Origin of the sequence: Cognatishimia sp. (genome assembly GCF_049116455.1) — a bacterium.
Lineage (GTDB): Bacteria > Pseudomonadota > Alphaproteobacteria > Rhodobacterales > Rhodobacteraceae > Cognatishimia.
Map to the genome: position 1 here is coordinate 322,699 of NZ_JAGDYW010000005.1, position 21,649 is coordinate 344,347.

A 21,649-nucleotide genomic window follows, 5' to 3' on the forward strand; every position below is an offset into this window, starting at 1 on the left:
GTCGGTGCTATGAACCATATTCTGAGGCGCAGATAAAGGAATATGCTTGCGTCAAACAGACGCTTTTTTGATTTATATCAAAATTCCTCCCGGTTTTTTGCTGGGTTCAGATCAAATAACCAATGGCAGGAGCGCCCCATGCAGAGCAAATTCAACCCATTTGAGACAACGCTCGATGAGGGCAGCGCCCTTAAAATGCTACGCGAAGCCACAGATGGTGCCGAAGATGGCGAGCTATATCTAGAACGTCGTCGGGCCGAGGGACTGGTTTTTGACGACGGGCGGATCAAAACCGCGAGCTATGACGCATCAGAGGGATTCGGACTGCGCGCCGTGAACGGCGAGGTTGCGGGCTACGCGCATTCCAGCGAAATCTCCGAAGCAGCTCTCAAGCGCGCCGTTGCAACAGCGCGCTTGGCGGTCGGGAATGGTGGTGGCACTTACGCTGATGGTCCGCTGCCGACAAATCGCAAGCTCTACACCGACGAAGATCCCATTTCTGGAGCGCCCTTCCCTGTCAAAATTGAAACCCTGCGCGAGATCGATGCTTTTGTACGCGATCTCGATCCGCGGGTTGTACAGGTCAGCGCTTCGATGGCGGCCTCGATCCAAGAGTTGGTCATTCTGCGTCCCGATGGCACGCGGATTATGGATACACGACCGATGGCTCGACTGAATGTCTCGGTGATTGTTGAAAAAGACGGCCGTCGCGAAAGCGGCAGCGCCGGAGGTGGTGGCCGCTTGGGTCTGGATGGGTTGATGGACCCAAAAGACTGGCAGGCCAAAGCGCGCGAGGCTCTGCGCGTTGCCAACGTGAACCTAGACGCGATCCCTGCCCCCGCAGGTCAAATGGAAGTCGTGCTTGGGCCGGGTTGGCCGGGTATTTTGCTGCACGAAGCTGTTGGCCACGGTCTTGAAGGGGATTTCAATCGCAAGGGCAGCTCAAACTTCTCTGGCCGTGTGGGCGAACAGGTGGCCTCTAAAGGCGTGACCGTGATTGACGATGGCACCATTCCAGATCGTCGCGGGTCTTTGACGGTAGACGACGAAGGCACCCCGTCTGGTAAAAATGTGCTGATCGAAGACGGCATCCTGAAAGGCTATATGCAGGATCGCCAGAACGCGCGCCTGATGGGTGTGGCTCCGACTGGCAACGGGCGACGTCAAAGCTACGCTCATGCCCCAATGCCGCGCATGACCAATACGTATATGGCAGGCGGAGACGCCAATCCCGCTGATCTGGTCGCGTCATTGAAAGACGGCATCTACGCCGTGGGATTTGGCGGCGGTCAGGTGGACATTACCAATGGCAAGTTCGTCTTTTCCTGCACCGAAGCCTATCACGTTAAAAACGGCAAAGTTGGCGCGCCAGTGAAAGGCGCAACCCTGATCGGCGATGGCGCAACGGCGATGATGCAGATCAAAGCGCTAGGGAATGACATGGCGCTGGATCCGGGCATGGGCAATTGCGGCAAACAAGGGCAATGGGTGCCGGTGGGTGTTGGGCAACCGACAGTTTTGATGGGCGGTTTGACAGTGGGTGGATCTGCAACTTAGGTTCCGCCAGTTTTATTCAAAGTAGCTTTACCGCTCATTAACTGAGTTCATCCCATAGTGATTCCGCAAGCAGGCGGAGTCACGGATGACCGACGGCAAACATTCTTCCAATCACCCCCAACTCCCACCCACCTCGGAAGAAGACAGAATTCTCTGGCTTCGCCTCTTGCGATCCCGCCGGGTTGGCCCAGCCACCTTTCATCGTTTGCTGCGTGAATTTGGCAACGTTGCAGCGGCGTTTGACGAGCTGCCAAACATCGCAAAAGAGGCCAGTGTCAAAGATTATGCGCCGTGTGAGGCAGTTGTTGCGATCCGAGAAATGGAGGCCGCAAAGAGGTTTGGTGCAGTCCCCTTGTTTCATGGCACGCTCACCTATCCAGAAGCCCTCTATGATCTACCAGATGCGCCGCCTTTGCTTTGGGCGTTCGGGGATACGTCACTTTTAATGCGTCCACAGATCGCGCTGGTCGGGGCACGCAATGCTTCATCATTGGGCACGCGAATGGCCCGATCAATGGCAAAGGACATAGGTCAACGGGGCCATGTCATTGTCAGTGGCATGGCGCGTGGAATTGATGCGGCGGCCCATGCGGCCAGTCTGGAGTCTGGCACGATTGCTGTCTTTGGTGGTGGCATTGATGTGATCTACCCCGTGGAAAACAGCGAGCTAGCAAAACAGATTGGCGAAAAGGGCCTGATCCTATCAGAACAACCTATGGGGCTACAGCCGCGCGCGCGGCACTTTCCTCAGCGCAATCGCATTATTTCTGGCCTGTCCAAAGCGGTCGTCGTGGTTGAAGCTTCCGCCAAATCAGGCACGCTGATCACTGCAAAGAACGCATTGGATCAGGGGCGCGATGTCTTTGCGGTTCCGGGGCATCCAATAGAAAGCCGCGCGTCGGGGTGCAACATGTTGATCCGAGATGGCGCAACGCTCATTCGGTCTGGCGCTGATGTTATTGAGGCCCTTGCTCCGATTGCTCCGATTGCGCTTGAGGCTGCTCAACAAGAATTGAGATTAGACATTCCATCACCGCTTAAACCGACGACTTTGCGAGATACCGCTTTGCTACACCGCCAAATCATTGACCGCGTCAGCCATGCCCCTATAGCCGAAGACAGCTTGATACGTGAGCTGCAGACACCAACCGAACAAACCGCGTCAGCCTTGGTAGATCTTGAACTTGCAGGCCGCATTCTACGCACGTCAAATGGGCTACTCACACGCATTAGCTAAAAGTGCCTTTAGAGTGCACATAACAACTAATTCACAATGAGTTTTTGGAAATCATTGACATTACCCTCTTTCGCCCCACATTTTTGGCCGCCATAAGGCCGACCTATTGAGTCGAGAGGAAATTGAATGCCAGTTGTCGTAGTTGAGTCCCCGGCGAAAGCCAAAACGATCAATAAATACTTGGGCTCTGATTACACCGTTCTTGCCTCTTACGGCCACATCCGCGACCTGCCGTCAAAAGATGGATCGGTGGATACGGAAAATGATTTTGCGATGACCTGGGAGGTCGACACCAAGTCCCGCCCCCATGTCAAAGCCATTGCCGACGCTTTGAAAGAAGACAACGCACTGATCCTCGCGACCGACCCGGATCGCGAAGGAGAAGCAATTTCTTGGCACCTCGAAGAAGCCCTGCGCAAGCGTCGCGCCATTAAGAAAGATACGCCGGTCAGTCGTGTGGTGTTCAATGCGATCACCAAGTCGGCAGTGACCGAAGCGATGCAGAACCCACGCCAAGTGGACGAACCACTGGTCGAGGCCTATTTGGCACGTCGCGCACTAGACTACCTTGTGGGCTTTAAACTCTCACCTGTTCTGTGGCGCAAATTGCCGGGTGCGCGCTCTGCGGGGCGTGTGCAATCGGTTTGCCTGCGTTTGATTGTGGAACGTGAGCAGGAAATCGAAGCCTTTAATGCTCAGGAATACTGGTCCGTTAAGGCGATGCTACAGACCCCGCGCGGGCAGGATTTCGAAGCCCGCCTAACCGTTCTGGGCGGCGATAAACTCGATAAGATGTCGCTGAAGGATAGCACGGCTGCGGAACTTGCAGTTCAGGCTGTAACATCCCGTAATATTTCAGTTAAATCGGTTGAAGCCAAGCCAGCCAACCGCAATCCATCTGCCCCCTTCATGACCTCCACATTGCAGCAAGAAGCCAGCCGAAAATTCGGCATGGGTGCGCGCCAATGTATGAATGCGGCACAACGCCTTTATGAGGCGGGATACATTACTTATATGCGTACCGACGGCATCGATATGGCTCCAGAAGCTGTGTCAGAGGCACGGGATGCAATCGCAGATCGCTACGGGGCGGAATACGTTCCAGCCCAACCGCGCATTTACAAGAACAAAGCCAAGAACGCGCAAGAAGCGCACGAATGTATTCGTCCAACTGAAATGACTCGTGATGCCTCGCAGCTGAAGGTGTCAGAAGATGATCAACGTAAACTGTATGATCTGATCTGGAAACGCACCCTCGCCTGCCAAATGGAAGGCGCGCGTCTTGAGCGCACCACCGTTGATATCGCCTCTGACGATGGTCAGGTCGTGCTACGTGCCAATGGTCAAGTTGTGTTGTTTGACGGTTTCATGCGGGTCTATGAAGAAGGTCGCGATGACGTTGCTCGGGACGATGAGAACGACAAGCGCCTACCGCAAATCATGCAAGGCGACGCGATTGTCTTTGGCAAAAAAGGCCTGATGGATCAATACACCAAGGCAACTGGTACAAGCTCTGTCATCGACAGCGGCATGTTGCGCGACGCAAAGGCTGTTCTATCAGAAAATGCAGGCGTTCTTGCACTGCAGCACCACACACAACCGCCACCGCGCTATACTGAAGCGACACTTGTGAAGCGTATGGAAGAGCTGGGCATTGGCCGCCCGTCGACTTATGCCTCGGTGATCACAACCATCCAAGACCGCGAATATGTTCGCAAAGAACAGAACCGCCTGTTCCCTGAGGAAAAAGGGCGGATCGTTACGATCTTCTTGATGAATTTCTTCCGCAAATACGTCGGGTATGAATTCACCGCGAACCTTGAAACCAGCCTGGATGACGTTTCAGCGGGTGATATGGACTATAAACAAGTCCTGAATGACTTCTGGCGCGATTTCTCGGCTGCCATCGCCGAAACCAGTGATCTGCGCGTGTCCGAAGTGCTGACCATTCTGGACACAGCGCTTGCGCCGCAACTTTACCCACCACGCGAAGATGGCACTGATCCGCGGGTTTGCCCGAAATGCGGCACCGGACAGCTGCACCTTAAGACATCTCGGACTGGTGGCTTTGTCGGTTGCGGCAACTATCCAGAATGTAACTTCACGCGCGCCATTGCAGGCAATGAAAGCGAAGACAAGCTGCTTGGCACCGACGAAGGTGATGAGATCTGGCTAAAAGATGGTCGATTTGGTCCCTATGTTCAGCGCGGCGAGCCGACCCCTGAAAACAAAAAACCACGACGTACTTCGCTTCCGAAAAAAGGTCGTGAATACCTTCCGGGCTGGTCTCCTGATGATGTTGATCTGGCCAAGGCCGTACAACTGCTGACATTGCCGCGCAAAGTGGGCGACCACCCAGAAGGCAACCAAGTTTCTGCCAATCTCGGACGGTTCGGTCCCTATATTTCTCACAAACATCCGGACGCAGAAAAACTGACCTACGTCAGCATCAAGAATTTCGATGATCTGTTTGACATCGGCATGAACCACTCGGTGGAGCTTTTGGCCGAAAAACGCGCTAACCCGGGTCGTGGACGTGGCGCCGCGGCCAAAGCATTGCGCGAAATGGGCGATCACCCGGACGGTGGCACAATGAGCGTGATGGAAGGTCGCTATGGTCCTTACATCAAATGGGAAAAGGTTAACGCCACTCTACCAAAAGAGATCGAGCCTAAGGATCTGACTGTCGAAAAAGCCATTGAACTGGTGAATGAAAAGGCAGCGGCCAAAGGCGTGAAGAAAAAGAAAGCGCCCGCCAAGAAAAAGGCGGCCGCGAAGAAGAAAACAGCTTCTAAATAAGAAAAGCCGGGCCTAGGCCCGGCTTTTTTATCCGCAATGCCAACGCGTTATCACACCATCATCATCGGTTATGAGGTTCAGGCGCGTTGGAATATGGTCCATTGTCATCATCATCCCAGGTTTCAGAATCCGCGTTTTTTCGGGCAGAAGTTCAGGGTTAATGTCACCCGCATTCATCCCCAATAGATCAAGCTTGATGATCTCATCACATGAATATGGCGTATCGCGATCGTTGATACCCGACTGCCCCTCTTGAGGCACACAAGCGGCCAATAGAATTGCCAGCATTGAATTTGAAACCACACGCACCAATTCGAAGTCTCCTTAACCAAAACCAAGCGACGGGTGCCGCTTGGTTCGATTGATCCATGAGGACATCCCTTAATGCAAGTGAGTTCGCGCTAGCGTCACTGGCTTTCTTGATGCGCGGCAACAAGCAGTTGCAACCGTTTGACCTCGCGGATCACGCGATCGGCTTGCATTTGCGGCATCAAGCTTAGTTTAATTTGGGTGGCCATTAGCAAAAGCACTGCAGATCCAATTCCGGTTTTGACAGCAGGCAGAAGCTCATTTGCATTGAGGAACTTGATCCCCAAATACGCTCCGGCAATGAACATTGTGGTTTGCACCACCATTAGAACCCATGTGACCCACCCCAGTTTTCCGGTGAATTGCTTTAATCCCAGTGCGAACCAGCCGAGTTCCTCAGTGCCATCAAGTATTTCCAGATCATGCCCCGTAAGGGCCGCTTTGATCATTTTGTCTAAGTCATTTTTATGGGTCATCAAACGCTCCTTTCAATTGCGCTTTCAACCGCTCTCGCGCTAACGAAAGCCTTGATTTCACAGTGCCAATTGGCACGTCCAGAGCCACGGAAACTTCCGCAAGGCTCATATCTTCTAGGTAAAAGAGCGCCACAGTCGCTGCCTGTTGTGGCGGCAAGCCTACAATGGCCTCTTGCACGAGTTTCAAATCATCCGAAGGTGTTTCAACCTCGGTTTCTGTAATCGGGGTCAATTCTTCGGCTATTTTGCGCGTTCTTTGATTGCCCGAAATGATCCGCGCGCAACGTCGAGTCACAATACGCGTGGCCCAGGCCGGAAAGGCCACATCCGCACGCAGACCGTTGAGATTACGGAAGATCTCGATCCAAGCCTCTTGAACGGCATCCTGCGCCTCTTCACGGTTTCCCAATAGGCGCGTGGCATGCACCAAAAGTCGAGGCCCACGCATGCGCACCAAATCCGTCATGGCCGCCGGATCACGCATGCGTGCGCCAGCCACGAGGTATTCTTCTAATGCCTGCTTTTTTATTGCCATCTCGGTGCCAAAGCTCGTTTACCTTTGTTTGTACTTAGAAGTGCGCGTTCAGAGGCAAAAGGTTCACGCCATTGTACAATATTTTGGGACAACCGTAGAAATACCGGAAAACACCCGTAATTGTTGACTTGCCCCTGCCCCTCAACAATACCAAGCTCAAGTGAACATCTTAGGGAGAGGACGATGCAAAAAGTCTATGCAAACGCCACAGAAGCGCTGGACGGCCTTCTGGAGGATGGCATGCTGATCGCTGCCGGTGGCTTTGGTCTGTGCGGCATTCCGGAATTGCTGCTGGAAGCCATCAAAGAAGCAGGCACCAAGGATCTGACCTTTGCGTCTAACAACGCGGGCGTTGACGACTTTGGGATCGGCATTCTGCTGCAGACCAAACAGGTCAAAAAGATGATGTCGTCTTATGTTGGTGAGAACGCAGAATTCATGCGCCAATATCTGTCAGGCGAGCTGGAACTAGAGTTCAACCCACAAGGTACATTGGCTGAGCGCATGCGTGCCGGTGGTGCAGGCATTCCGGGCTTCTACACACAGACCGGCGTTGGCACAGTTATTGCTGAAGGCAAAGACGTGAAAACCTGGAATGACAAAGAGTACATTCTGGAAGAAGGTATCTTTGCAGACCTTGCGATCGTGAAAGCTTGGAAAGCCGACGAGACTGGTAATGCGATCTTCCGCAAGACAGCGCGGAACTTCAACGTACCAGCTGCGACCTGCGGTAAGGTCTGTGTGTTGGAAGTGGAAGAGATCGTCCCAACCGGCTCTCTGGACCCAGACGCGATCCACCTACCGGGCATCTATGTGCACCGCATCATCCAAGGGGATCACGAAAAGCGCATCGAACAGCGCACCACCCGTCCACTTGAGGAGGCATAATCATGGCTTGGGATCGTAACCAAATGGCTGAACGTGCCGCTCAGGAACTTGAGGACGGCATGTATGTGAACCTTGGCATCGGTATTCCGACGCTGGTGGCGAACTACGTGGGCGACAAAGACATAACCCTGCAATCTGAAAATGGGATGCTGGGCATGGGCCCCTTCCCGATTGAAGGCGATGAAGATGCTGACCTGATCAATGCAGGCAAACAAACCATCACCGAACTCAATCGCACCGCCTATTTTGACAGTGCAACATCTTTCGCCATGATCCGTGGTGGTAAGATTGCGGCTGCGATCTTAGGTGCGATGGAAGTCGCTGAAAACGGCGACCTTGCAAACTGGATGATCCCCGGCAAGCTCGTCAAAGGCATGGGCGGCGCGATGGATTTGGTGGCCGGTGTAGGCCGCGTGATCGTTGTGATGGACCACGCCAACAAACATGGTCAATCCAAGCTATTGAAAGAATGCACTTTGCCCTTGACCGGCAAAGGCGTTGTGGATCGCATTATCACCAACTACGGCGTTCTGGACGTTGTTGAAGGTGGCTTGAAAATCGTTGAAGTGGCTGAAGGTGTCACAGAAGACGAGCTGCGCGCAGCGACTGAAGCGACCATTGTGAACTGAGCCTAAAGTCAAAAAAGAACTCAGAAACCCGGCCATGTGCCGGGTTTTTTGTTAGACCGTTATTTGCAAGGCACTGGGTAAATCAAAACAAATTTATCCGTACTTAAATAATCATGCTTTCTAGGATCATAACACGTGATTTGACCCTCACCATCAACCCAATACAAATTGGGGTCATCTGCGCTGTGAACAATACTGGTTCCCCGATACAATGTTTCAAAATGCAGGTGGGGAAATCCACTAGAGAGAAAGCCGGTGATACCCAAGGTCCCGATCTGCTCCCCACGTTTGACCTGATCCCCAACACCTGCAACCCGATCTTCAAGGTGCACGTAGCGCGTCCGAGACGTTTTTCCCGAGGAATCGGCTGGATGCAATATCTCTATTTGATTGCCATAAGCCGGACCCCAATACGACTTAATGACCTCACCACCTGCAGCAGCGAGTACCGGCGTACCAATCGGTGCGTGCACATCCAAACCATAATGCTCGTTGTCTTCTATCCTTCGAAACTGCTGGGTAATTGAAGGTGCATTGCTCGGAATAACTATCTCGACAGGCGAATGATAGGACCGCCCATATCCCGCGGCATTGCCGTAGGCTTTTTCCTCTGAAAGGCATCCACTGAGTGACAAAACCAGTGCCAAAAATACTGCGGTCGACTTCATGTGATCCTCCGGTTTCACGGATATACTTCTTTACCCTGCGTAAAGCGTACACATCCGTCAATGTCTTGAACGCCACCAACATTGGCGCTTTCGCCCCTTGGCATTGCTTAATTCCTGTGCATTCATGCGCCTATGACGATCTCTGATCTTGCCTTCACCCATGCCCCCATTGGCATCTGCGTCTTAGAAAACCGCACCGTTCGCACCCCCAACGAGGCCTTTGCTGCCATGTTCGGTAAGACCGTTGACGAATGTCGGGGTCAAAGCATTGCTGATTTCTATGCCTCCGAGGAAGATTTCGAAAACATCGGTGCAAAGGTGAAGAACGCGCTGGAAGAACAAGGCGCTTATCATGATGAGCGCATCATGAAACGCAAAGACGGCAGCCTGTTCTGGTGCCGCGTGCGGGGTAAATCATTGACCCCAGAAAACCCGTTCCATTGTGGCGTTTGGACCTTTGCCGACCTTTCAGATGAACGCCCGGTCGTGTCGCTTACCCAACGCGAGCGCGAAATTGCAATCCTGACCTGCCGAGGTATGACCTCAAAAGAAATTGGGCTGGAACTACAAATCAGCTACCGCACCGTCGAAGAGTACCGTGCGCGGCTGCTCAAGAAATTCGGGGCGCGCAAGCTGGCAGAGTTGGTGGCAAAACTCTCTGGAATGCCACTTTGAGACTTCTTTGCAAAATTTCCCCCTAGCCGAGCCGATTTCCAGTGATTTCACTGCCTAAGCCCTGCTTTTCCTCGGTGAAAAATTAGCCTATAAGCGACCATTAGGGGAAACAAACACATTTCGCGCGACATCGCGCGGCAGAGGACAAACATGAGCAAAAAAACCACCGACTCTGACGTCGCCTTTATCCAGGCTCTGGCAGAGCTGTTGCAGTCCAACGAATTGACCGAAATCGAAGTCATGCGCGAGTACGGCGAAGACGACAGCATCAATGTGCGCGTCAGCCGTCAGAAGGAAGTTGTGGCCGCAGCCGTCGCAGCACCTGTCGCGGCTCCGGTTGCAGCAGCACCTGCACCGGCGGCAGTCGCAGCGGCTCCTGCCGTAGCGCCGGCAGCCTCCAACGATGATCCGGCAAACCATCCAGGTGCAGTGACCTCCCCAATGGTGGGCACGGTGTATTTGCAGACCGAGCCAGGAGCGCCAGCCTTCATCACAGTGGGTGCATCGGTTTCCGAAGGCGACACTTTGCTGATTGTTGAAGCGATGAAAACCATGAACCACATCCCAGCGCCAAAATCCGGCACTGTGAAGCGTATTCTGGTCGCAGACGGTGACACCATCGAGTATGGCGCACCTCTGGTCATCATCGAGTAAGGCCTTCGCATGTTTGACAAAATCCTAATTGCCAACCGTGGCGAGATCGCACTTCGTGTGATCCGGGCCTGCCGCGAGATGGGCATCAAATCGGTTGCGGTGCACTCCACCGCGGATGCCGATGCGATGCACGTGCGCATGGCTGACGAAGCCGTCTGCATTGGCCCCGCTCCAGGCACCGAGAGCTATTTGAATATGGCCGCGATCATCGCTGCTTGTGAAATCACAGGCGCACAGGCGATCCATCCGGGCTATGGCTTCCTGTCTGAGAATGCCAACTTTGTTCAGATCGTCGAAGATCATGACCTGACCTTCATCGGACCGACAGCTGCGCACATTCGCACCATGGGCGACAAGATCACCGCCAAGGACACGATGAAAGAACTTGGGGTGCCTTGCGTGCCCGGTTCTGAAGGCGGTGTGCCAGATCTGGCAGCGGCCAAGAAAATCGGTGACGACATCGGCTACCCGGTGATCATCAAAGCGACAGCTGGCGGCGGCGGCAAAGGCATGAAAGTTGCCGAAACCGCTGCTGACATGGAATCGGCCTTCATGACCGCGCGTGCTGAAGGCAAATCCAACTTCGGCAATGATGAAGTCTACATCGAAAAGTATCTGACCACACCACGCCACATCGAAATTCAGGTGTTTGGCGACGGTAAAGGTAAAGCGGTCCATTTGGGCGAGCGGGACTGCTCTTTGCAGCGCCGTCACCAGAAGGTCTTTGAAGAAGCCCCGGGTCCAAGCATCAGCGCCGAAGAACGCGCCAAGATCGGCAAAATCTGTGCCGATGCCTGTGCGAACATCAATTATATCGGCGCAGGAACCATTGAGTTCCTGTACGAGAATGGTGAGTTCTACTTCATCGAAATGAATACCCGCTTGCAGGTTGAACATCCTGTAACTGAGGCGATTTTTGGTGTGGACCTCGTGCGTGAACAGATCCGCGTCGCATCAGGCATGGATATGTCCTTTGGTCAGGACGATCTGGAAATCAACGGTCACTCGATTGAGGTCCGTTTGAACGCAGAACGTCTGCCAAACTTTGCGCCGTGCCCTGGTAAAATCACGCAGTTCCACGCTCCAGGTGGTCTGGGTGTTCGTATGGATTCAGCGCTATATGATGGCTATTCGATCCCACCCTATTACGACAGTTTGATTGGCAAACTGATCGTGCATGGTCGTGATCGTACAGAAGCACTGGCGCGTCTGCACCGGGCTTTGGGCGAGCTGATCATCGATGGCATAGACACCACCATTCCTCTGTTCCACCAGTTGCTGGAAGAAGAGGACATCCACACCGGCGAATATAACATTCACTGGTTGGAAAAATGGCTTGAGGCCACTTACGACTGATGCCTCTGGGCGCGCGATAATATGGGGGCGATAACGCCTGAGATATTGATGCGCGCCTATGCCATGGGCGTCTTTCCCATGTCAGAACATCGGGACGACCCGGATATTTTCTGGGTCGACCCCAAACGCCGCGGCGTTTTTCCGATCCAAGATTTCCATATTTCGCGCAGCTTGGCCAAACGCATTCGCCAAGGTGGATTTCGCGTGTCATTGAATGAGGATTTCGAAGGCGTTTTGGACGGTTGCGCAGATCGCAGCGACACATGGATCAACGATGAAATCCGCAGCCTTTACATGGCTTTACATCGCAAATCTCAAGCACATTCGCTCGAGGTGTGGTCCGAAGACAATAGATTGATCGGTGGGGTCTATGGCGTCACACTCGGGGCTGCCTTCTTCGGAGAAAGCATGTTCTCGCGCGCGACAGACGCGAGCAAAATTGCCCTCGCCTACCTGACAACTCATTTGATGCGCTGCGGGTTTAGCCTGTTTGACACGCAGTTCCTAACGCCACACTTGCAATCGCTTGGTGCAATTGAAATTTCGCGGAATACCTATCTTGAAGAACTGGCGAAATCGGTGATCAAAGCCGCTGATATCTCGGCTTATTCGGTGCCTTCAGCCGCTGAGGTTGTGCAGCGCAGAACCCAGACATCGTAACGCGCATGATCCATGGCGCTAAGCGCTGGCGAAGATGCAATCATCCAGCCCTGGAAGGCCGGATCACCCACAGCTGGGCCATCGTAGATCGTTAAAAAGGCAAAGGCTTCTCCGGTTGCATTGTCATCCGGGTGACGACATTCCGCTAGATCAACCCGCAGGTTGCCAAAGCCAATGCTATAGCCGTTCTGCAGTTCAAAATCTTCGACCTGCCCGTTCATCTTATCAAGGCCACGCAGCACAGCACCTGAACCGGGGACCGCGCGAACTTCTTCAATGACCTCTTCAAATAGAGGTGTCTGGATCAAAGAAATCCCATCTTCCAAACCGTTGATGGTTTCCAGCTCTTCAGTGACAATGGTCTGCGCGTTTGCAGCCGTTGACATAAAACAGCAAAGCGCAGCAGCCGTACTTAGACGCCAGCTCATTCGCCGCTACCGGACACGAATTTAAGCAACAGGGAAATCAAGCTGACAGCACCTTGCGTGTCTTCGATCTCGTCACCGGCTTCTAAGTTAAACGGAGAACCACCAGGCAGGATTTCAACGAAATTTCCCCCCAAAAGACCCTCTGATGAAATTACAACCGCAGTGTCATCCGGCAGCTGGATGTCGTCTTGAACCGTCAAATGTGCATCCGCGCGAAACGTATGCGAGTTCAGGGAAATGTCGGTCACCGTACCGATTTTCACGCCAGCAAGACGTACATCTGTCCCAACAGTCACACCTTCGATGGACCGGAAAGACGCGGTTAGGTCATAGCCTGAAGCCCCGGAAGCAAAGCCAGTCGCCTGCCCCATATAGATGCCAAAGCCAAGCGCTGCCGCAAGTACGACGCCGCCAACTGCGATTTCTGTGTTTTGAGCTGCCATGTGAGTGATGTGCCGTTTATGCAGTGAAACTTGTTATTCGTTTTACTCTGGAGACCATGCCTCGTAGTCAGAGCGCTTTGCAGGCGCGCCAGCGCGAATGGATCCCGCAGGTGCATAGGCCAAAGCCGTTCCTGTCAGGTTTTCCTGATGTGGCTTTTCCCAAGATTTCTTTTTCAAAGGCTTTTCAGACGGCACTTCGTCAAAGGTGCGATGCAGCCAACCATGCCAATCCGCTCCGATACGGCTGGCTTCGGCTTCGCCGTTATAGATCACCCAACGTTTGCTGTCGTCTTTGTTGCGGTAATAGGCATTGCCTTGATCGTCTTCGCCGACCTTTTCACCTTTGCGCCATGTATAGATCTGAGTGTTCAGGGTTTGCCCGTTCCACCACGTCACCGCGCGCAAAAGAGAGTTCAGAATGCCCATGTAAGATACCCCATGAATGCCTTCGCAAATTCCATTTCTCTATGCCCCATTCAGGGGCAAAGGTCTAGCCTCTCTGCGCAGCGCTGTCTTAGCCTTGCAGGGAGACGCTGATCACTTTCAAACCTTTGTCTTAAATTTTGACGCCCTCCCCCTTTACGTCTGATCAAATTTGGATCAGTCACAAAGGGAAGGAGCCCACATGTCCGACACGTTGATCCAACTTAAGACCTATGGAATTGGCGCCCTTGGCGTGGTGTGTTTTTGGCTTCTTGGATTGCCGTTACCATTTCTGATGGGGCCTTTGGTCATCTGCCTCATTGTCGCTTTGGCAGGCGTTCAGCTTAAGATGCACAAATTCCTGAATTATGGCTTCCGCACGATTTTGGGCGTTGCGATTGGTGCAGCGATCACACCAGAAGTTCTAAATTCCATACCACAAATGGGCATTTCCTTAGCGATTGTTCCTGTGTTCATGGTCCTGGTTGCGCTGACGTCTTTTCCGCTTTTGAAAAAGGTTTTTAAGCTCGATAACGTAACTGCGTATTACGGCGCCATGCCAGGCGGCCTTCAGGACCTGTTGATTTTCGGAGAAGCCGCTGGTGGCAATGTGCGTGCCCTAAGCCTGATCCACGCCACACGGGTTCTTCTTATTATTGGCATTGCACCTATCATCATTGCCGCATTCTGGGACGTCGACTTATTGGCTCGCCCCGGGGCAGCAGCAACTGAAACACCCCCGCTGCAAATCGGCCTGATGATCTTCGCTGGACTTGGCGGCTGGTGGCTCGCGGAAAAACTTAAACTTCTGGGCGCGACAATCATTGGGCCCTTGGTCCTAACAACAATTCTAAGCCTGACTGGGGTCATCACTCAGCGTCCACCGGCCGAAATGATCTGGGCCAGCCAGTTCTTCATCGCCATCGGTGTAGGCGCAAAGTATGTCGGCCTTACATGGCAAGAATTCAAACGCTATGTATTCGCTGGGATTGTGAATGGCGTGCAGCTCGCAGTTGTGTCTGCACTATTCATCCAAGCCATCGTCTCACTTGGCATCGCGCCGGGTCTTGATGCCTTTCTTGCATTTCTGCCCGGTGGACAATCAGAGATGGTTGTTATGGCAATCATCGCCGGGGCAGATCTGACGTACGTCGTGCTTCATCACATCCTAAGAATCGTTATGATCGTTTCGCTCGCGCCGATCTTATTTCGATTGTTCAAGCGCTAACAGCCTCACAAAGCAGGCTATTTTTGACCACACAGGCAAAACTCATGCCCGCAATCGGAAACATTGGTCGCCTTTATGGACCAATATCGGGAAAATCATACCGAAACTCCCCCTCTTCCCCCTAATTTGCTGGCCTATAGTGTAACAGCGGTGTAAATCCGCCTTAAAGTAGCTGACAGGGAACAGACCGTTGCTCGATCTTACCAACGTGCGCTCAACACTCTCCGACCATTATGACCTTGCTCCGAACCCCGATCTGGCGGCTTCGATGCAGAATGTTTACAGCAAGATGGACCGTGTGGTCTCTCCGGCTGACTGGGCAATCTACGCGCCCTACGTGAAGGCCATCGAAGAGATGAAGGCCAAACGGAACGCCGTTATTCTTGGCCACAACTACATGACCCCGGAAATTTTCCACGGCGTCAGCGATTTTGTAGGCGACAGTCTGCAGCTTGCCATGCAAGCGGGCAAAGTCGAAGCGGATGTGATTGTGCAGGCCGGCGTGCATTTTATGGCGGAAACGTCAAAGATCCTTAGCCCCGAAAAAACAGTCCTCATGCCCGACATGGACGCGGGTTGCTCATTGGCTGAATCCATCACAGCTGCGGGCATTGAAGACATGCGCGCCAAATACCCAGGGGCGCCGGTTGTGTCTTATGTGAACACCACCGCTGAGGTGAAAGCCGCATCAGACATTTGCTGTACGTCCTCAAACGCGGTGCAAATCGTGGATGCGATGGAGTCAGACACGGTCATCATGACACCAGATCAGTTCCTGGCACAAAACGTTGCAAACCAGTCCAAAAAGAAAGTTGTCTTCTGGGAGGGCTCTTGCATCGTGCACGAGCTCTATACCGCAGACGACATGCGCGCCTATCGCGAGCTGGATCCAGAAGTCAAAATCATCGCCCACCCAGAATGTACGCCTGCGGTTGTGGCTGAGTCCGATTTCACCGGTTCCACAAGCGGCATCATCAAATGGGTGCACGACAACAAGCCGAAGAAGGCCATGTTGGTTACTGAATGCTCTATGGCGTCCAATATTGCTGACGAGTTGCCAGAGGTCGAATTCGCCAAGCCATGCAACATGTGCCCCTACATGAAGAAAATCTCTCTCGAGAAAATCCTTTATGTGCTGCACACCATGGAAAATCAGGTCGAGGTCGACGCAGAGGTGGCTGAAAAGGCCCGTCAATCTGTACAGGCGATGATTGATCTGTCCAAAGAACTAGGCCTTTAAGCCCCCATGCAAGAGATCAAAACCGACCGCATCGTCATTGTTGGCGCGGGCATGGGCGGGCTGTATGCCGCCCTCAAACTTGCCCCGCGGCCGGTTGTGTTGATCTCTCCGGAACCGCTGGGTGAAGGCGCGAGTTCAGCCTGGGCACAAGGTGGCGTTGCAGCGGCCATGGATGCGGGCGACAGCCCTGAAAGCCATGCGGATGATACGTTAAACGCCGGCGCTGGCACCGTTGACGCTGATGTGGCCACATTAGTCACACGTGAGGCGCGTGAGCATATTCTAGACCTCACCAAACTAGGCACACCATTTGATCGCACGGATGATGGCCAATACGTCTTAAGCCGCGAAGCCGCCCATAGTTTTGCACGCGTAGTGCGCGTGAAAGGCGATCAGGCTGGGGCTGAAATCATGGCCGCTCTCATTGAAGAGGCGCGCCAAACCCCGTCAATCCAGGTGCTTGAAGGCACAATGGCTGTTGAACTCGACGTCAAAGACGGGGCTGTCACAGGCGTCGCTATCCAAGAAAGCGACGATAACCGGTCTGAACCCATCATGCTGCGAGGGGCTGCCTATTTGCTCGCTGGTGGCGGCTCTGGCGGACTTTACGCCATCACCACCAATCCACCGCGTATTCGCGGTCAGGTCATTGGCATGGCCGCCCGAGCAGGTGCCGTGATTGCAGACGCCGAATTTGTTCAGTTTCACCCAACGGCGATGGACGTGGGCGAAGACCCTGCCCCATTGGCCACCGAAGCCCTACGTGGCGAAGGCGCTGTTCTGATCAACAAAGACGGTGCACACTTTATGCAGGCAGTGCATCCTGATGCCGAGCTGGCCCCACGCGATGTCGTAGCGCGCGCAATCTTTGCGGAACACCAAGCAGGCAATCGTCCGATGTTGGACACCCGCGCAGCCCTTGGTGAAGAGATCAAAACCAATTTTCCAAGCGTGGCAGAATACTGTGACCGCAACGGGATTGATCCTGCCAAAGAGCCTATCCCTGTGGCCCCCGCAGCCCATTATCACATGGGCGGGATTGCGACTGATAAAGAAGGGCAATCTTCGCTGAAAAACCTTTGGGTCTGCGGCGAGGCGTCTTCAACGGGTCTTCACGGGGCCAACCGCTTGGCCTCTAACGGACTGCTGGAAGCCTTGGTTTATGCCCGCATCTGCGCAGATGGCATCGCCAAGACTTCTGATGTAGCGCAGGCCGATCCAGTTGTGTTGAACTTTACGGGTGTCGGCTTTGCTCCGGATCCGCAAGGCGTTGCTGCGTTGCGTCAAACCATGACCGATAAAGTTGGCGTGGTACGCAATGCAGAGGGGCTGAAACAGGCGCTCTACAATATTGCGTCTCTTGAAGCGCGTGATCCATCTGAAAATTTTCAAAACATGGCAGCAACCGCGACCTTGATCGCTGTGACGGCTCTTTTGCGCGAGGAAAGCCGCGGGGCGCATGAGCGCTCTGATTTCCCGGAAACTTTGCCTGGTAAAGGCACCCGCTCCATGATGACATTCGCCGAAGCCAAAGCGCTTCGCGATTCACTTACTGAGGAATCCACATGAGCTTTGCGACCGTCCCTGACCTGATCCTGGAACCGATGGTGCGCAATGCCCTGATGGAAGACCTTGGCAGCTATGGCGACGTGACCACGCGCGCCGTGATCCCTGCAGAAACCACCTATGACGCCCGCATCAATGCGCGCGAAGATGCCGTGGTATCGGGCATGCAGATTGCGGCTTTGGCCTTCCGACTGGTTGACCCGGAGCTGAAGGTGAAAACCCTGATCGGCGACGGACAGCCCTGCAAAAAAGGCGACACGCTGATGGAGATCAGCGGCAAAGCCTCTTCGATCCTATCAGGCGAACGCGTGGCGCTGAATTATGCGGGCCGCCTGACCGGCATCGCAACCAAAACCGCAGGATTTGTTGCCGAAACCAAAGGCACCAAGACCCGTGTGACTTGTACGCGCAAAACCACGCCGAACATGCGCCTTGTCGAAAAGCTCGCCGTGCTGCATGGCGGGGGTCACAATCACCGTTATTCGCTGTCTGACGCGATCCTGATCAAAGACAACCACATCGCCGCCGCCGGTGGCGTGCGTCAGGTGCTTGAGGCCACAAAAGCCGCCGCGAGCCATATGATGACGGTAGAGATCGAAGTCGACACGCTGGAGCAGCTTGAACAGGTGCTTGAGGTTGGCGGAGCCTCTGTGGTGCTGTTGGACAATATGGACAACGACACACTCCGCGAAGCGGTGCAGATGGTGGCTGGCCGGATGGTCACTGAGGCGTCCGGCAATGTTAAGCTTGACCGGATCGCGTCGATTTCTGCGACTGGGGTGGATTACATTTCTTCTGGTGCGCTGACGCACTCAGCCCGGACCGTGGATTTGGGGTTGGATTTTTAAATACATTTGTCCGGCATCGTCGAGCAGCGCGCAACCGCCCCATCAAACCTTTGGTCTGCATCCTGCAAAGCGGGCGGGCTATGCCCTCTGTCAGATGACGTAGGGTGGGGTTTCACCCCACCATCGGACATTGCGAACAAAAAAGATGGGGTAACACCCCATCTTACAATGCAAAAGAAAAAGCCGGGCTGAAGCCCGGCCTACTCAAAACTCTTCAGGTTTGGCTTCGCGAGCCATGTGGTCGAGCACCGCGTTCACGAACTTGCCTTCCTTTCCTTCCGGGAAGAAGGCCTGCGCGACCTGAACGAATTCTACGATCACAACCTTTGCAGGGGTGTCGCTTTGCGTGAACTCAGCGCCCGCCGCGCGGAACAAAGCGCGCAGGGTGCTGTCGATGCGGCCCAATGGCCATTTCGCGACCAGCGCACGGTCGGTCATTTGGTCAACCAATGCCTGATGGTTCACGGCTTCTTTGAGCAACAGCGTAAAGAGGTCAACGTCCCCTTCCAACATCGCGTAGCCGTCAAACTCTTCGCCAAAGCGGTGATCCAAGAACTGCAAACGGACCTGATCATAGGTCTGGCCGGAATGCTCCATCTGATAAAGCGCCTGCGTCGCGAAAAAACGAGCGGCGGATTTCATCTTGCGTTTCTGGTTGCCGGACAGGCCGGTTTTGGCTTCAGAGCTCATGCGGTCGGGGTACCCTTGCTGTCACCCGCGATCTTCAACTCGTCAGAAGTTGGCAGAAAACCGACTCCCTTACGCGGGCTGCCCCATTTGCGCGAAAGCGCCACGAGATGCAAGGCCGCAGCGGCTGCTCCGCCACCTTTATTTTGATCTTTAGGATCGGCGCGCACTTCGGCCTGCTTGCGGTTTTCAACGGTCAGGATGCCATTGCCGATGCAAAGCCCCTGCAGACCCAACAATTGGATCGCACGGGAGCTGTCATTGCAGACTGTGTCGTAGTGGGTGGTTTCACCGCGAATGACGCAGCCAAGTGCCACATAGCCATCAAAGTTGGATAGACGTTCTGACATAGCAATCGCGGTGGGAATTTCCAAAGCGCCCGGCATTTCGATGATCTCGTGCGTCGCGCCGCTGGCTTCGATTTCAGCCACAGCACCAGCCACCATATTATCAGCGATGTCTTTATAGTAAGGCGACACCACGATCAGAATTTTCACAGGACGGTCAAATTCTGCACGCGGCATGATGTAATGTTTTTCTGCACCAGCCATGATTTATTCCTTTTTAATCGGACGTGTGCCGACAATTTCCAGACCAAAGGCATCTAGGCCTACATATTTGGTGCTAGGCGAGTTGGTTAGCAAGACCAATTTCTCAACTCCCAGCTTGGATAGGATTTGCGCACCAAGACCAATCTGCTTGACCGTACGAGGTCCCTGATCTTCGTCGGCATAAAGTGAATTATGTGGCGAGCGGAACAGGCAAACAATGCCCCGTCCCTCTTCAGCAACCAGTTCCATCGCAACATTCAACTCATCTGCGCGTTTCGGACCAAGGCCCAGCAGATCACTAGCTTCGTGAAGGGCGTGCGTGCGCACCAGAACCGGCTCGGCGGTGGTGATGTCACCTTTGATCATCACGACGTGTTCAACACCATGGGTTTGATCAGTGAAAATCCGCATGTCCCACGCGCCACCGAATTCGGATTGAACTGTCTGGGATGAGGTCTCAACCACCAGGTTGTCGTTGCGAGAACGGTAGGTGATCAGGTCAGAAATCGTGCCGATCTTCAGGCCGTGCTTCTTTGAGAATTCGACCAAGTCTGGAAGACGCGCCATCGTGCCGTCTTCTTTCATGATCTCGCAGATCACAGAGGATGGGTAATGGCCTGCTAGACGAGACACATCACAGCCCGCTTCAGTATGGCCCGCCCGCATCAACACGCCTCCGCGACGTGCTCGTAGTGGGAAAACGTGGCCGGGCGTAGCAATGTCAGCCGCTGTGCATTGCGGATTGATTGCAGTCGCTACCGTCAAAGCACGATCGGCAGCGGAAATGCCAGTGGTCACGCCCTCTCGCGCCTCAATGGATACGGTGAAGGCCGTTTCATGCCGCGAAGAGTTGTGCATTGCCATCATTGGCAGGCCCAGTTCTTCGATCCGCTCAGCGGGCAATGTCAGGCAGATCAAGCCACGTCCATGCGTCGCCATGAAGTTAATGGCTGTGTCATCCGCAAATCCGGCAGGGATCACCAGGTCGCCTTCATTCTCGCGATCTTCGTGATCGACGAGGATATACATCCGACCCTGACGGGCCTCTTCGATGATCTCTTCGATGGGGCTGATTGCCTCGCGCAGCGCGGCTTCAACGGGACCGGGAGTTTCAAAGCTCATGACGTGCCTTTCACAGTAGAATTTGCACAGGATTTGAAGTGGGCTTACCGGATCATAGCGCGAATGACTAGTGGATCAATTTGCGAAACGCTGCGGTATTCTGACCAAAAATGACCCAACTTATCAACAGGTGCCCGTTTTATTCGCGCGCCAATAACATAGCTATGAAGGCCGAAAGTACTCCGCTGAAGTCAAGTATCCTGCGGCTTTGGCCGCTACCGGCCACTCGTGCTCCAAGGGCGCATCGCCGATGACCAAAACAGATCCGCTAGGCACCCGTTGCTCATGGATCAAACGTGACACTTTCTGGCGCATGATGCTCCAACTGTCCGTAAAATACGGCGCGATATCAGCTGCGTCCAATGGTATGTTTTCGCGCAACACCGACTGCGGTGTGTTTGGCGGATAAACCAAGGAAAGTTTCTTGGCATTGCGCACTGATTGCAAAGCAGCGTCTTCTGCTGCGGGCATCTTTGCACCACTTCCAACGATCCGTAAGGCATTGGATGAAAACATCAGTGCGAGAATATCTTGGCCAGAGGCCTGCCGAACTTTGGCGTAGGTTTTATAGTCCATTCCCAATTCCTTGGCGCGCGCCATACGCATACGAACAATCGATAAAGGAATAGTTTTACGCATCAATTTTCGCTGCGCAGAGCGCCATTGGTGC

At 53.8% G+C, this 21,649-nt stretch carries 24 protein-coding genes; 13 read left to right on the forward strand and 11 right to left on the reverse strand.

From position 1 onward, the window contains the following. The first annotated feature begins 138 nt into the window (after nucleotides 1-138). The 3 genes from tldD (at nucleotide 139) to topA (ending at nucleotide 5,593) form a co-directional block, all read left to right on the forward strand. Complete coding sequence (tldD, locus tag JXQ85_RS13555; RefSeq protein ID WP_421749473.1) at nucleotides 139-1,557, forward strand: metalloprotease TldD; 1,419 nt, start codon at nucleotides 139-141, stop codon at nucleotides 1,555-1,557. Between the two features lie 85 nt (nucleotides 1,558-1,642). Next, nucleotides 1,643-2,794, forward strand: a complete 1,152-nt coding sequence (gene dprA, locus JXQ85_RS13560) for a DNA-processing protein DprA (RefSeq protein WP_421749474.1) — start codon at nucleotides 1,643-1,645, stop codon at nucleotides 2,792-2,794. 126 nt (nucleotides 2,795-2,920) lie between these two features. Beyond that, on the forward strand, nucleotides 2,921-5,593 hold the full coding sequence (topA, locus tag JXQ85_RS13565; RefSeq protein ID WP_421749476.1) for a type I DNA topoisomerase: 2,673 nt from the start codon (nucleotides 2,921-2,923) through the stop codon (nucleotides 5,591-5,593). 27 nt (nucleotides 5,594-5,620) lie between these two features. Here the strand turns inward: topA and JXQ85_RS13570 are convergent, their stop codons facing one another. The 3 genes from JXQ85_RS13570 to JXQ85_RS13580 all read right to left on the reverse strand — a co-directional run bounded on the left by JXQ85_RS13570 (nucleotide 5,621) and on the right by JXQ85_RS13580 (nucleotide 6,913). After that, a complete protein-coding gene (locus JXQ85_RS13570; RefSeq protein WP_421749836.1) occupies nucleotides 5,621-5,902 on the reverse strand; it encodes an I78 family peptidase inhibitor in 282 nt (93 codons plus the stop codon). A gap of 98 nt (nucleotides 5,903-6,000) precedes the next feature. Next, nucleotides 6,001-6,378, reverse strand: coding sequence for a DUF6768 family protein (locus JXQ85_RS13575; protein ID WP_421749477.1), 378 nt, complete (start codon nucleotides 6,376-6,378; stop codon nucleotides 6,001-6,003). Beyond that, the gene (locus JXQ85_RS13580; protein WP_421749478.1) at nucleotides 6,368-6,913 is read right to left on the reverse strand and encodes an RNA polymerase sigma factor; all 546 of its coding nucleotides are present in this window, start codon (nucleotides 6,911-6,913) and stop codon (nucleotides 6,368-6,370) included. The genes JXQ85_RS13575 and JXQ85_RS13580 overlap by 11 nt, the downstream gene beginning before the upstream one ends. Nucleotides 6,914-7,096: 183 nt before the next feature. Between JXQ85_RS13580 and JXQ85_RS13585 the strand changes: the two genes are divergently transcribed. Both JXQ85_RS13585 and JXQ85_RS13590 read left to right on the forward strand, forming a co-directional pair. Continuing rightward, nucleotides 7,097-7,801 carry a CoA transferase subunit A gene (locus JXQ85_RS13585; RefSeq protein WP_421749479.1) on the forward strand — a complete coding sequence of 235 codons (705 nt, stop codon included), beginning with the start codon at nucleotides 7,097-7,099 and terminating at the stop codon, nucleotides 7,799-7,801. A 2-nt stretch (nucleotides 7,802-7,803) separates the two neighbouring features. Next, nucleotides 7,804-8,430 (forward strand): 3-oxoacid CoA-transferase subunit B, encoded by a 627-nt coding sequence (locus tag JXQ85_RS13590; protein WP_421749480.1) that lies wholly within the window; start codon nucleotides 7,804-7,806, stop codon nucleotides 8,428-8,430. Between the two features lie 59 nt (nucleotides 8,431-8,489). On the opposite strand, the gene JXQ85_RS13595 is transcribed toward JXQ85_RS13590, so the two are convergent. After that, complete coding sequence (locus JXQ85_RS13595; protein WP_421749481.1) at nucleotides 8,490-9,098, reverse strand: M23 family metallopeptidase; 609 nt, start codon at nucleotides 9,096-9,098, stop codon at nucleotides 8,490-8,492. Between the two features lie 138 nt (nucleotides 9,099-9,236). Here JXQ85_RS13595 and JXQ85_RS13600 point away from each other — a divergent pair, with 138 nt between their 5' ends. The 4 genes from JXQ85_RS13600 to aat all read left to right on the forward strand — a co-directional run bounded on the left by JXQ85_RS13600 (nucleotide 9,237) and on the right by aat (nucleotide 12,443). Then, nucleotides 9,237-9,773 carry a LuxR C-terminal-related transcriptional regulator gene (locus tag JXQ85_RS13600; RefSeq protein ID WP_421749837.1) on the forward strand — a complete coding sequence of 179 codons (537 nt, stop codon included), beginning with the start codon at nucleotides 9,237-9,239 and terminating at the stop codon, nucleotides 9,771-9,773. A gap of 150 nt (nucleotides 9,774-9,923) precedes the next feature. After that, complete coding sequence (gene accB, locus JXQ85_RS13605) at nucleotides 9,924-10,427, forward strand: acetyl-CoA carboxylase biotin carboxyl carrier protein (protein WP_421749482.1); 504 nt, start codon at nucleotides 9,924-9,926, stop codon at nucleotides 10,425-10,427. A gap of 9 nt (nucleotides 10,428-10,436) precedes the next feature. Continuing rightward, nucleotides 10,437-11,783 carry an acetyl-CoA carboxylase biotin carboxylase subunit gene (gene accC, locus JXQ85_RS13610; protein ID WP_421749483.1) on the forward strand — a complete coding sequence of 449 codons (1,347 nt, stop codon included), beginning with the start codon at nucleotides 10,437-10,439 and terminating at the stop codon, nucleotides 11,781-11,783. A 21-nt stretch (nucleotides 11,784-11,804) separates the two neighbouring features. After that, complete coding sequence (gene aat, locus JXQ85_RS13615) at nucleotides 11,805-12,443, forward strand: leucyl/phenylalanyl-tRNA--protein transferase (protein ID WP_421749484.1); 639 nt, start codon at nucleotides 11,805-11,807, stop codon at nucleotides 12,441-12,443. On the opposite strand, the gene JXQ85_RS13620 is transcribed toward aat, so the two are convergent. From JXQ85_RS13620 to JXQ85_RS13630, 3 genes are read right to left on the reverse strand one after another with little or no spacing between them, the layout of a single operon-like run. Further along, nucleotides 12,389-12,871: a DUF2155 domain-containing protein gene (locus JXQ85_RS13620; RefSeq protein ID WP_421749485.1), complete on the reverse strand. Its 483-nt coding sequence runs from the start codon at nucleotides 12,869-12,871 to the stop codon at nucleotides 12,389-12,391. The two genes, aat and JXQ85_RS13620, sit on opposite strands and share 55 nt — an antisense overlap. Then, nucleotides 12,868-13,314, reverse strand: coding sequence for an outer membrane lipid asymmetry maintenance protein MlaD (gene mlaD / locus JXQ85_RS13625; RefSeq protein ID WP_421749486.1), 447 nt, complete (start codon nucleotides 13,312-13,314; stop codon nucleotides 12,868-12,870). The genes JXQ85_RS13620 and mlaD overlap by 4 nt, the downstream gene beginning before the upstream one ends. 42 nt (nucleotides 13,315-13,356) lie before the next feature. Continuing rightward, the gene (locus JXQ85_RS13630; protein WP_421749487.1) at nucleotides 13,357-13,740 is read right to left on the reverse strand and encodes an NADH:ubiquinone oxidoreductase subunit NDUFA12; all 384 of its coding nucleotides are present in this window, start codon (nucleotides 13,738-13,740) and stop codon (nucleotides 13,357-13,359) included. A gap of 199 nt (nucleotides 13,741-13,939) precedes the next feature. Between JXQ85_RS13630 and JXQ85_RS13635 the strand changes: the two genes are divergently transcribed. The 4 genes from JXQ85_RS13635 to nadC all read left to right on the forward strand — a co-directional run bounded on the left by JXQ85_RS13635 (nucleotide 13,940) and on the right by nadC (nucleotide 18,619). After that, nucleotides 13,940-14,965 carry an AbrB family transcriptional regulator gene (locus tag JXQ85_RS13635; RefSeq protein ID WP_421749488.1) on the forward strand — a complete coding sequence of 342 codons (1,026 nt, stop codon included), beginning with the start codon at nucleotides 13,940-13,942 and terminating at the stop codon, nucleotides 14,963-14,965. Between the two features lie 190 nt (nucleotides 14,966-15,155). Further along, nucleotides 15,156-16,205 (forward strand): quinolinate synthase NadA, encoded by a 1,050-nt coding sequence (gene nadA, locus JXQ85_RS13640; protein WP_421749489.1) that lies wholly within the window; start codon nucleotides 15,156-15,158, stop codon nucleotides 16,203-16,205. Between the two features lie 6 nt (nucleotides 16,206-16,211). Next, nucleotides 16,212-17,774, forward strand: a complete 1,563-nt coding sequence (locus JXQ85_RS13645) for an L-aspartate oxidase (protein WP_421749490.1) — start codon at nucleotides 16,212-16,214, stop codon at nucleotides 17,772-17,774. Beyond that, nucleotides 17,771-18,619 (forward strand): carboxylating nicotinate-nucleotide diphosphorylase, encoded by an 849-nt coding sequence (gene nadC, locus JXQ85_RS13650; protein ID WP_421749491.1) that lies wholly within the window; start codon nucleotides 17,771-17,773, stop codon nucleotides 18,617-18,619. Before JXQ85_RS13645 ends, nadC begins: the two co-directional genes overlap by 4 nt. A 204-nt stretch (nucleotides 18,620-18,823) precedes the next feature. Here the strand turns inward: nadC and nusB are convergent, their stop codons facing one another. From nusB to JXQ85_RS13670, 4 genes are all read right to left on the reverse strand, one after another. After that, nucleotides 18,824-19,309 carry a transcription antitermination factor NusB gene (gene nusB, locus JXQ85_RS13655; RefSeq protein WP_421749492.1) on the reverse strand — a complete coding sequence of 162 codons (486 nt, stop codon included), beginning with the start codon at nucleotides 19,307-19,309 and terminating at the stop codon, nucleotides 18,824-18,826. Next, a complete protein-coding gene (locus JXQ85_RS13660; protein ID WP_421749493.1) occupies nucleotides 19,306-19,857 on the reverse strand; it encodes a 6,7-dimethyl-8-ribityllumazine synthase in 552 nt (183 codons plus the stop codon). The genes nusB and JXQ85_RS13660 overlap by 4 nt, the downstream gene beginning before the upstream one ends. Nucleotides 19,858-19,860: 3 nt before the next feature. Continuing rightward, nucleotides 19,861-20,979, reverse strand: coding sequence for a 3,4-dihydroxy-2-butanone-4-phosphate synthase (ribB, locus tag JXQ85_RS13665; RefSeq protein ID WP_421749494.1), 1,119 nt, complete (start codon nucleotides 20,977-20,979; stop codon nucleotides 19,861-19,863). A 162-nt stretch (nucleotides 20,980-21,141) separates the two neighbouring features. After that, nucleotides 21,142-21,618: a hypothetical protein gene (locus JXQ85_RS13670; RefSeq protein ID WP_421749495.1), complete on the reverse strand. Its 477-nt coding sequence runs from the start codon at nucleotides 21,616-21,618 to the stop codon at nucleotides 21,142-21,144. Between the last annotated feature and the right edge of the window lie 31 nt (nucleotides 21,619-21,649).